Origin of the sequence: Shewanella sp. TB7-MNA-CIBAN-0143 (genome assembly GCF_040310065.1) — a bacterium.
In the GTDB taxonomy this organism is placed as follows: Bacteria; Pseudomonadota; Gammaproteobacteria; order Enterobacterales; family Shewanellaceae; genus Shewanella.
On sequence record NZ_JBEOPL010000001.1, the window covers coordinates 338,374 to 350,123 of the forward strand.

At 39.0% G+C, this 11,750-nt stretch carries 6 protein-coding genes and 1 pseudogene; 6 read left to right on the forward strand and 1 reads right to left on the reverse strand.

The window, feature by feature from the left end; all coding sequences use genetic code 11:
* Positions 1-236: 236 nt before the first annotated feature.
* Positions 237-2,834, reverse strand: coding sequence for a DNA mismatch repair protein MutS (mutS, locus tag AAEY97_RS01440; RefSeq protein WP_162022556.1), 2,598 nt, complete (start codon positions 2,832-2,834; stop codon positions 237-239).
* A gap of 285 nt (positions 2,835-3,119) precedes the next feature.
* Between mutS and recA (AAEY97_RS01445) the strand changes: the two are divergent.
* The 6 genes and pseudogenes from recA (AAEY97_RS01445) to AAEY97_RS01470 form a co-directional block, all read left to right on the forward strand.
* Positions 3,120-3,371 (forward strand): annotated as a pseudogene (gene recA / locus AAEY97_RS01445) (recombinase RecA); the annotation flags it as partial.
* Positions 3,372-3,505: 134 nt separating this feature from the next.
* Positions 3,506-4,567 (forward strand): recombinase RecA, encoded by a 1,062-nt coding sequence (gene recA, locus AAEY97_RS01450; protein WP_350995978.1) that lies wholly within the window; start codon positions 3,506-3,508, stop codon positions 4,565-4,567.
* A 73-nt stretch (positions 4,568-4,640) separates the two neighbouring features.
* A complete protein-coding gene (locus AAEY97_RS01455) occupies positions 4,641-6,749 on the forward strand; it encodes a hypothetical protein (RefSeq protein WP_350995981.1) in 2,109 nt (702 codons plus the stop codon).
* The gene (locus tag AAEY97_RS01460) at positions 6,746-8,956 is read left to right on the forward strand and encodes a site-specific integrase (RefSeq protein WP_350995984.1); all 2,211 of its coding nucleotides are present in this window, start codon (positions 6,746-6,748) and stop codon (positions 8,954-8,956) included. The genes AAEY97_RS01455 and AAEY97_RS01460 overlap by 4 nt, the downstream gene beginning before the upstream one ends.
* A gap of 5 nt (positions 8,957-8,961) precedes the next feature.
* The gene (locus AAEY97_RS01465; protein ID WP_350995987.1) at positions 8,962-9,504 is read left to right on the forward strand and encodes a hypothetical protein; all 543 of its coding nucleotides are present in this window, start codon (positions 8,962-8,964) and stop codon (positions 9,502-9,504) included.
* Between the two features lie 9 nt (positions 9,505-9,513).
* Complete coding sequence (locus tag AAEY97_RS01470) at positions 9,514-10,905, forward strand: site-specific integrase (RefSeq protein WP_350995990.1); 1,392 nt, start codon at positions 9,514-9,516, stop codon at positions 10,903-10,905.
* Positions 10,906-11,750: the final 845 nt, after the last annotated feature.

An 11,750-nucleotide genomic window follows, 5' to 3' on the forward strand; every position in this document is an offset into this window, starting at 1 on the left:
TATGAGCATTTTAATTTTGCTCATGCGCTTAGGTTTATCCTACTAATCGCCAACTTAATTTAAGCGTTGTGTAGTGGCAACTTGACGATATAACCTAGGTATTACTGCTGGTGTTTTAATACTGTTGGTTCATTTCATCGTATTTCAGGGGCGTTACTCGTTTGATGTAACACCTAATACGTCATTGAAATGGAAGCCTTTGCAGGCTTCCACAGTTCAAAAATTCACTTGGCCAGTTATTTTCGTAGCTCGGTGTTCGTGTGACTTAATCGCTTCAACTCATATAAATAATCTAACGCCTGTTTAGGTGTCAATTCGTCTGGATTAATTTGGGCTAACTTTTTCAGTGCTAGTGATGGCTCTGGAATTGGAGGTAATAAGTTCATACTCACTTGAGTTGGATTCTGTTGAGATAATGTCATATCTCGGTTTTCAAGTTGATGAAGCTTATGTTTTGCCGCTTTAATGACGGAGGCCGGCACACCCGCTAGGGCCGCAACTTGTAGACCATAACTTTTACTTGCCGCACCTTCTTGTACCGAATGCATAAAGGCAATTGTGTCGTCGTGTTCTATTGCATCTAAATGCACATTAATCACTGACGGTAACAGCTCGGGCAATTGAGTTAATTCAAAATAATGAGTAGCAAATAATGTCAGTGCACTGACGTTTTTGGCTAGATATTCAGCAGCAGACCAAGCGAGCGCTAAACCATCATAAGTCGAGGTGCCGCGACCTATTTCGTCCATCAACACTAAACTGTTTGCAGTAGCATTATGTAAAATATTAGCCGTTTCGGTCATTTCAACCATGAAGGTTGATCGGCCCGATGCCAAATCATCTGATGCACCAATACGGGTGAAAATTCGGTCGATTTCACCAATTTGAGCATGGTCTGCTGGAACGAAACAGCCGATATGTGCCATCAATGTAATCAATGCAACTTGACGCATATAGGTAGATTTACCGCCCATATTCGGACCTGTGACAATAAGCATTTGGCGCTGCGGTGTTAACGCTACCGGATTAGCAATAAATGCTGCTTGGCTAACTCGTTCAACGACTGGATGGCGGCCCGCTTCAATATTAATACCAATATCGTGGGTCATTTGTGGGCATTGATAATTAAATAATTGTGCTCGTTCGGCAAAGTTACTTAATATATCTAACTCGGCAGCAGCCGTTGCAAACTGCTGTAATTCTTGTAATTTAGGTAACAATAAGTCAAACAGTTGTTCCCACAGTTGTTTTTCAAGCGCGAGTGCTTTGCCTTGGCTTGAAAGTACTTTTTCTTCGTATTCTTTCAATTCTGGGGTGATATATCGTTCGGTGCCTTTGAGTGTTTGACGACGCTGATAGCTCAGTGGCACTCTATCTGACTGTAAACGGCTAACTTCAATATAGTAACCATGAACCCGGTTATAGCCGACTTTTAAGGTGTTAATCCCCGTTTGTTGTTTCTCACGAGCTTCAAGTTCGACTAAATAATCACTGGCGCCTTCACTCAACTTACGCCATTCATCTAACTCATTATTATAGCCAGTACGGATAACGCCACCATCACGAATTAACATGGGAGGGTTGTCTACAATAGCGCGTTCTAATAAATCATGTTGTTCAGGGAATTCACCCAGTAATTGCACTAACGTATTTAATCGAGGTTGTTGGCATGTTGCTAATGTTTGCTGGATTTCAGGCAGAAGCGTTAGTGCTTGCTTTAAACGTGAAAAGTCACGTGGTCTGGCACTGCGTAGTGCTAAACGAGCCATAATACGTTCGATATCACCTAAGCTTTTTAGTTGCTCATGTAAGGTTTGATATAAGTCTTGCTCAATGAGTTCACTGACTGCGCTATGGCGATATTGAATAGTTTGACGATTGCGTAATGGTTCATGGATCCAGCGTTGTAACATACGGCTACCCATAGGGGTTGCGGTATTATCTAATACCCATGATAGGGTATTTTCTCGCCCGCCAGATAAATTTTGAGTTAACTCTAAATTACGTCTAGTTGCGGCATCTAAAATAATAGATTCAGATTGATTAAAGCGCACAATCGAGTTGATATGTGGTAACGCCATCTTTTGGGTATCTTTTACATACTGCATTAAACAACCTGCAGCTTGTAACGCCAATCGTGCATCAGTAATACCAAAACCGTGCAAATCTTTGGTGCCAAATTGATTGAGCAGTAAATTAATACATGTGTCGTAATCAAACTCCCACTCTGGGCGACGACGGATGCCTTTCATGTTATTGATTAATAACATGTCAGCAAAATCTTCACTGTAAAGTAACTCTGCTGGATTAGTCCGCTGTAATTCGGCTTCTAAAGCTTCACGAGTGGGTAATTCTGCAACAACAAAACGACCAGACGAAATGTCTAAAGTCGCGTAACCAAAACCGCTTTTACCCTGATACAGTGCTGCCAATAAATTGTCTTGTTTTTCTTGCAGTAGAGCTTCGTCAGTTAAGGTGCCAGGGGTAACAATGCGCACCACTTGGCGCTCAACAGGGCCTTTTGATGTGGCTGGATCACCAATTTGCTCACAAATGGCTACAGACTGACCAATGTTAACTAATTTTGCTAAATAGCCTTCGACAGCGTGATATGGAATGCCTGCCATGGGAATCGGGTCACCGCCGCTTTTTCCACGAGCCGTCAGTGAAATACCCAGCATTTCAGAAGCGCGTTTAGCATCATCGTAAAAAAGCTCATAAAAATCACCCATTCGATAAAACAATAACATATCAGGATGGGCCGCTTTTAAGCCCAAATACTGGCGCATCATCGGGGTGTGTTTTTCTAAATCGCTGGTATCAATCACTGTCATTATGAACACTTCACTATTAATCAATCGTAGGACGTAAATCTTATGGGGCTAATCTTAACAATATTTGCCCCCAGCGTATAAATAGATTCAAACAAAAAATTTTATGAGGATAAAATATTGATGTAAATGATCAATTCTCAAAGGTTTAAAAAAAAATCAGCTCAGCACTTGATACTGTATGACTATACAGTATACTGATGAACATATTGAAATGATTCACGTCACTTCACCTAAGTCGAAATAGCATTTTACTAAACGTATTGAATGCCTTAAGAGGGTTTTATAATGAAGGTTGATCCAAATAAAGAGAAAGCACTAGCCGCCGTTTTAAGCCAAATTGAAAAGCAATTTGGTAAAGGCTCAATTATGAAGTTGGGCGAAGATCGCACAATGGATGTTGAAACTATCTCTACCGGTTCGCTTTCATTGGATATCGCACTCGGTGCGGGCGGTTTGCCAATGGGACGTATCGTTGAAATTTACCAAAGCCAAACTTTAAATGGTTCACCTAGATTAACCCCCTCTTTAATCGCTGCCTAGAACAAGTTCGACGCAAAGAACCGGTTCATAGCGTTCCCAATATACTAATTTGATATGAGCTGTATATATTAACAAGTGGTGGTGGTGAATAAATATTCATCTTAAATCAAAAAATATGCAAGGGTTATAACATGTCTAAAACAGATGAAAATAAACAAAAAGCACTTGTCGCAGTGTTAAGTCAAATTGAAAAGCAATTCGGTAAAGGTTCGATCATGAAGTTGGGCGAAGACCGCACAATGGATGTTGAAACTATCTCTACCGGCTCACTTTCATTAGACGTCGCGTTAGGTGCAGGCGGACTCCCCTTAGGTCGAATAGTGGAGGTCTATGGGCCTGAAAGTAGTGGCAAAACTACTTTGACATTGGAAGTTATTGCTGCTGCGCAACGAGAAGGTAAAACCTGTGCGTTTATCGATGCTGAACATGCTCTTGACCCAATTTATGCCAAAAAGCTAGGCGTAGATATTGATAACTTACTTTGTTCACAGCCAGATACAGGCGAACAAGCACTAGAAATTTGTGATGCGTTAACGCGTTCAGGTGCGGTAGACGTAATCGTTGTCGATTCTGTTGCAGCATTAACACCAAAAGCAGAAATTGAAGGTGAAATTGGTGATTCGCATATGGGCCTTGCTGCTCGTATGATGAGCCAAGCGATGCGCAAACTTGCTGGTAACCTTAAGCAATCAAACACACTGCTTATTTTTATTAACCAAATTCGTATGAAAATTGGTGTAATGTTTGGTAGCCCTGAAACGACCACTGGTGGTAATGCACTTAAATTCTACGCATCTGTTCGTTTAGATATTCGTCGTACTGGTGCGATTAAAGATGGCGATGAAGTCATCGGTAATGAAACTCGCGTTAAAGTGGTTAAAAATAAGATTGCAGCTCCATTTAAGCAAGCTGAATTCCAGATCCTTTATGGACAAGGTATTAACCGTACCGGTGAACTAGTTGACTTAGGTGTTGCACACAAGCTGGTTGATAAAGCCGGTGCTTGGTACAGCTACAAAGGCGAAAAAATTGGTCAAGGACGTGCTAACGCGGGTAAATACTTACTTGAACATCCTGAAGTGGCACAAGAAATTGATACGACATTACGTGCGATGCTATTAAGTTCAAAAACGCCAGCTAGCTCATCTGCTAGTGATGAAAATATTGATTTAGAAACTGGTGAAGTTTTCTAATTTAAGACTGGATGTGGTATAAAAGGAGCTAATAATTAGCTCCTTTTTCAGTTAATGACAGAGCAAAAGTAATTTGAACCGAAACCGCTCTAAAAAATCAAGAAAGTTTTCTGATATAAAGGAGTTTAAATCCTTAGGTAAGTCATTCTTGCGGTGTTTTGATGAGTCGTTTGAAGAGTATGTATCAAAAACACTTAACACTACTATATCAGGTGACAGTACTATCTATGGCAGATTATACACTTTCTTAACTTTCCTAGCGAGTAAAAACTCCCAATCTACGATTAGCCTTATTAGGAAGTTAAATCGTGTTGGTCATGCAGAAGTTGCTCATCTAGATTGGCAGTTTGCCTTAGATGCATATAGAGAACATGTAATAAAAACTTATGGCAAAGGTACTAATGCCCATAATTATCTTTCAATCCTCTCATCTTTCCTCAAACACTCCGCGTCTAATGGTATTTGGCCTCACGGCCTTAGGATTAAAGGTTTAAAATTACCTCCCAGACTAGCCCGTTCTATGGTCACCAATAATCGTGCTAGATCTAAGGAAGGGATACCTGAAGTCGAAAGCGTAATTAATGAGTTAGGCTTAGATTGTGATAATAATCAAATAAGATCAATGCTATCCAGCGTTATGAGCGCAACAGGGGTGAAAATTAAGTCGACTGATGATTTGATTAGAGCCACCTGTGTTTTTTTAAATGACAATCTAAAACTTATTAGAATAAACGCAGAAAAGCGGCTTCGTACGATTATTGCAAAGCATTTACTTGCCATCCGCTCAGCGAATAAAAAACAAAATATTGAGATAGCCGCCAAGATTCATGAATTATTGCTCTATCGTGAAGAGCTAGTCTCGTCTGGAGTTGGCTCAAAATTAAAGTTTCAAGAAATAATCTTATTAATTGAAAGTTACGGTATTGATGGCCTATCGGCTTATATATATCACTATCAAGAAGGAGTCGTTCCTCGGGATTCCTTTGAGAAAAAAGAACTTCGAAGATACCATAACCGTATTCTTTATAGTTATTTAAGCCGACGATGCCGAGTTATGGGAGGTAATTTAATCATTGATATTAACAACCATTTTAACCTTCATTCAGAAGCACAAATTTTAGCTCAATGTATTTTGTATATTGATACTTCAAATAATGAGTCTAGTATTCGCTACCTAAACAGTGATTGTTTAGTTGAAAATGAGGGTGTGTATCATTTAATTGATAATAAAAACCGTGCGAATATGTCAAAGAGACGTATAGGGCTAACAAAAGCTGATCCGAATGAGGAGCGTATTGATGTACTAGTGTTTGAAGGTTGCGAACGATTGAGGCTAGGTGTCCCTAAAGTCATAAGGTATCTCCAGTCCGCAACAAGCCGCTACAGGAATATGGCGAAAGATCACAATAAAAATCGTTTATTCTTAACTTTGTACAAGAATCAAAACAGAAATAATAGTGGTTACTTTCCTGCCCCTTTAAGTGCTGGAGCAAGTACAAAGTCTTTTGCCAAAGTCATATCTGAATTGACTCATGGTGCCGTTCAGGTACCCCCCAGTATGATCAGGCAAAGCAGTATGCAATTAACGGCCCTATTAACTAAAGATCCTCTTAAGGTTATGAAACAAGGTAGGCATACTAATATGTCCTCAACCTCAGCTTATTTGAAGCACTTAGCATTGAATTTCAACAATGAACTTGATATTCGTAAGTTTCAAAATTCACTAGAGGCTCTAGTAACGATGCAGATTGATGAGTTTATTGATTTTGCCGGTATTGATCGTAGTGACTACCTTGCTAGTGTTGAAGGGGCCAAGAAAATCTTAAATAGTCAGTTCGGTGGGGTGTATTGTACGGATCCAATCGACGGGCCGTATACCAAAAAAGGCCAAGCTTGTAATAAGGTTGAGTTTTGCCCAACCTGTACCAATAGGCGACCAGTGCTTGTTGCCAGCAAGCACTCTATATTGAATACTTTATTGTGGAATGCTGCATTAGAGTATGCCTTCGATCAACTTAGTGAAGCAGAGATGAAGAAGTGGCAGTTGTGGAAGGTATTTAATAATTACGCGATCGATGCATACAGGCGTAACCAAGATGTTCGCTTCGAATTATCTGGTGCGGAGACGCTTTTTAATCTGCAGAAAGACGAAAACCCTTATTTGAAGGTCTTCAACTTGTGAGAGTGAACAAAATCGCGTTAAATAAGCTTGAAGTGGTGATTGACTTTAGCAATATCGAAGCTCCTGTTTGTGATAAACTTTTAAGTCCATTTAGTGACAATAAATGGATATTGTTACTTAACGGTGAAAAAGGTGATGTTGATTTCGAGCTAATATTAGATTGTCAATTATTACTTGTTGACGAGCCTGAATTACTTAAGACTGTAAAATGGCTAGTGCTGTTATCTGTTGTTGACTCTAGAGCCACCAATCAGGCATTGGATAGTCACCAGTCAATCAAGAAGTATTTAGCTAAACTAATGTATTTCATTCGATTTTTGAGATGGCAGCAAGATATACGTAATCCTAAAAATGCGACATCAGAAATGGTTCGTGATTTTGCTCAGAACTTGTACCTAACTACAGCTCATAACTTAGGGTTTACAGAAAGATTCCAGGCGCATGTAAATATTTCTAGCAGTGACCTATCCAGATATGTCAAGAAGAGTCTCTATCCAAAAGTGAGACAACAGAGCCTTTTTAATATTAAGCATTTAATGTTTGACCTTGGCATTCCAACCAATAGTTGGAGTAATTTCAGAGAGTTGGCTGATATTTCGGATAGTTTGCAAGATGATTATAACTCGAAAGGTTTTAGAAATCAGGTGAATTCAGGCAAAAAAAAATCAGTATACGCCTTAAATACAACGGGGACAGTTGTTAAGCAAATCTCTGCGCTAAATAGAACACTACGGCTTGCTACTCGCTACCCTGATCTGCTTCCTATGATGCCTTCGGATATTCCTCCGATATCGAACTGTGAAATCAGAGCAATTAACAAAAAGGCTAGTTCAAACGGCAAAACAAAAGATGTTCCCTTTTTTATTATGAAAAAGGCAGTAGAGCGTTCTATTGAGTTTATTCTTCATTATGGCAAGCCATTGTTAGAAAAACGCGATGACGCACTAGAGAAGTTTGCTAAGTTAGCGTCTTTTAAACCTCACAATAATACAGCTGAATTAGCCAAGGAATACTTTCGAAAGAACCCTATTGCAGTTGAAGGTTATAAAGATTCATTTCCTCCAATTCTGTTCACTAATTTCGATAGAACCACAGCAAAGACCTATAGTGAAGCGGATCGTAACAAGTGGTCGGAAGTGGCTAAGCTACGTGCTAGTGGCTGGACATTAAAACAGATTGCAGATGAATATAAAACATACAAAAGCACCATCAGTAATTGGCTAAAAAAACATAATGAATCACATGATAAACAAGCGAAAAATTATGGTTTAGCAACTTTTTTATACCGGCATTTGATGGTGGCTATTGAAATGGTTCTTTGCTTTTTTACTGCTCGTCGAAGCTCTGAAATTATGTCTTTAAAAGCGAGGTGTATTAGTACGACGGAGTCTGGCCATTGGATTGATATGTATGTGGCGAAAACATACCGAGTTAATGACCAGTTTCCCGCAACTAATTTAATGAAAATATGCATTGAGTTGCTTGAAGAAATTAGTCGTCCTGCCCGAGAAATAACTGGTAACGAGAACCTGTGGCAATATAAAAATATGACCAACGATTATGTATCGCAGTATTGGTTCAAGGAGTACCGGGCTGAATATTTTGCGTTCATAGGTATAAAAGATGATTATCTTTGGCAGTTTAGTGAGCATCAATTTCGCCGATTCTTCGCCGGTGTTTTTGTAAACCATTTTGGCGGAAGTGTTGATGCACTAAAGTATCATCTTCGGCATACTGATATTACGACGACATTTGCATATCTTAATTCTACTAGTGAAGATGCAACGCAGGATGCCTTTACTCGTATGGCGATGATTGATGTGCTGGAAGAGCACAACAGCCAGAGTGGCTTATTTGATTCTGCATCTGATATTGGTGAGAAATTTAATGAATGTGCAAAAAATATCACATCAATTGCTGAGAACCGTGTCAGGATGGCGTATGAGCAATTTATCAATGAGGATGATATTGTCTTCGAAATGATTGAGGATGGTCTTTGTGTGGGCAATACAAGTTGTAGAAAAAGCAAGTCTAAGTGTATCTCCGGAAATGAAATGGCGCACACTTTAACTGCCAATCGTGAGCAGTGTCATGGATGCCCAAACAAGCTACCTTTAGCTAACTGGAACTATAAAAACTTGGAAGAGCAGTGTCTACTAAATCCAGAAGACTCGGTTATATTTAATGCCATCCTGGCTAATAGGTAACGAGAATGGCAAATACAGAAGCTGCAAATAGAGTTAACTTGGAAGCAATTCAAGCTAAAATAGATAACAAAATTGACGTTATCAGAAGTGTCATTCAAAAAGATAATGAACTTAAATCGTTTCTTGAAGAGCTTGCTGATAAAAATGGAAAAGTTAGCGTTAATTGGTTTTGTGCTTTGAATTGTCAAAAGCGGAATCTACAGTCGTTTAGCAAGTCATCTAAAACTTACAGAATGAATGCTAACAGGATACACGATCAAGTTGAATCCCTTAAGAATGCAACTAGGCTCCTTACTAAGTCCACTGAAAGCGATAAAATTGATTACGAATCGCTTTATCGCGAAATGCTATTCCGCAATGCCGCATTAACTGAGGATTTACTTAATCAACATGAGCTTATAATTCAGCGTGAGGAAGAGTTTGGCCGAAAAAATGCCTTAATTTGTGATCTCAGAGAACGGATTGCTAAGTGTGAATGCGAAAAAAGAGAATTGATGGCTAAGATGACAAATTGTCAAGTAAAAACGATAGCTCAGATCAAATTGTAGGGGCGGAATTTGAGTTTTTTTTTACATACCTCTAGGCAGCAGCATCTTGATAAAGATAGCAATGGGTTTCTAGTTGGGTTTCCTAATGGGCATGTTTATTGGAACGTAACCGAATTTTTAATGAGTCGAGCTAAAACAGTATCCGTGGATACCAGCTATTACAATGCGTTATACCTTGTCAAATTCTTCAACTATTTATTTCGAATTACAGCTCTGAACAAAAAAAGCGATAGTATGTCGTTTGAAAGAAAAATTAATGCTGTTACTTCAAACGACTTAGATAAATATTTTGCTTTTCTTCAGCAGGGCAAAGATAAAATTCAGGTGGACTCAGCAAACCAAAACTTAAGTGCAGTAGTAGGTTATTTCTGGTGGTTGCAGATTAACTCCAAAACAGATGTTAAATATTTATGTGGCTGGGCTGATACAGAAAGAGGCATTCCTGCTCATCAAATTAAAGTTTTACCAGGTGAAGGGAAGAGAGAATGCCGTAGTCCTTATAGAAAACGTGTAGCCTCATCATGCGGGCCTCTGTTTGTACCAACTCGAAATCATATCAACCTTCTTTCTGAACTGGTCCTTCAACGTGCTAGTCAAGCAGCACCTAAAAATAGTGATGACATGGAATACATGTATCGCATTCGTAATCTACTCGTTTTTGATTGGATGTCGCAAGCCGGTCTCCGCAGTGAGGAGACACGATTACTACAATGTGAAACCATTGAGCAGGCGTTAGATCAAGCTAAGGCGGAAGCAGATGGCTTGCAAAAACAGTTGGCTATTCTCAAGGGAGTTGAATACGAACTTAAAACGATTAACAAAATGTTCAATGTTCTGGTAAAGCATGGAGTTAAAAATGATAAACAGCGTATGGTGCAGGTGACTCCTGATCTGCTTGAAAGAACACTCAGTTATATATCCTTCGAACGCAAAATGATTTTGAAAGAGGGACACTGCAAGGATAGTGGAGAGGTGTTTGTAACAACGGCCAATAAGCGCAAGAATAGCTCTGCAAGGATGTCAGATACTTATATATCATCTATTGTAACCTTTGAGCTCTCTGTGAATGATACAAAGAAAAGAGCGATGGGGGGAAAGATAAGCAAGCTAATTAAAATCACCCCTCACGCTTTACGTCGATATGCAATAACAAGCTATGGTTGTTTATTGTTAGAGATTGAGCAGCGAAGGAGTCGCGCGATCGGTAGGTTGTCTGATACTGATTACGACAATATGTTAAATAAGTTAAAACGCTTTGCTGGTCATAAGAGCGCAGATACTACACTACAATACTACTTTGATCTCTCACAATCGCTTGTAAAGATTAAGTTAGGTGCTACAAGAGCTGAAATCGAATATCAAAAGCAGATATTGGCGACTTTAGAAAGTGAATTAATATAGATCACCCGATTTCAACTATTTAATGCATCATCACAATACGCAGAAAGTAGGCGGTTCATAATTCTGTGTCACATTACCAAGAGAGGGACTATAACAATGTCATTTATCGCAAAGTATTACTGATAATCATGCTGTTCAACTCGACCATAATACTCGATGCCTCTACAAATAGAATGTGTAGACACTTTATCTGTGCTTCTACCTACTTAGAGGTTCAGAAACTTCGCACACCTAAAGGCTTAGTATAGAAAATGCAGTATTATCAGTATTTGTCGTGCCAATACCTAGGGATTAGAATTGGATCATAATCATGTTGTTATTATCTGAAGTGATAAATATTGCAATAAACGCTACAGAGCGTATAACTTAACTATTAAAGTTTAAGGAATAAATCTCATGTCAAAAGACTTCAGCTCTATCAAACAAGAAAAGCATTCACGACAAAAAAACTATGCGAATCGAGTTTTGGCTGGCAATATTTCTTCTGAAAATCGTTGTGTTTTGGTCGGCTGCAGAAAGTCTAAAGTCAATTTAGTTGTTCCAAAATCTATCTAAATATATTTTTAAACTCGATGCTGCTGAATTAGTACCCCATAAAATCCATACTATCATCCAAGCAGTAAAAGCGATGAAGGTTGGTAAATCGACCATAGATAAATGCAAAGACTCTAAAATTAGAACGTCTGGATTACCCCCAAAAGCATCTCCCATTACTCCGAAATAAATTGAAATTTGTCAAGATATGTGTCAGACACGTAAATTATATATGCCCCAAAGCATCTTAGGGCTAAGCTATATTGCGCTAGGCTTACTTTCATTTCTTATGCAAAAGCTAATCAATATCC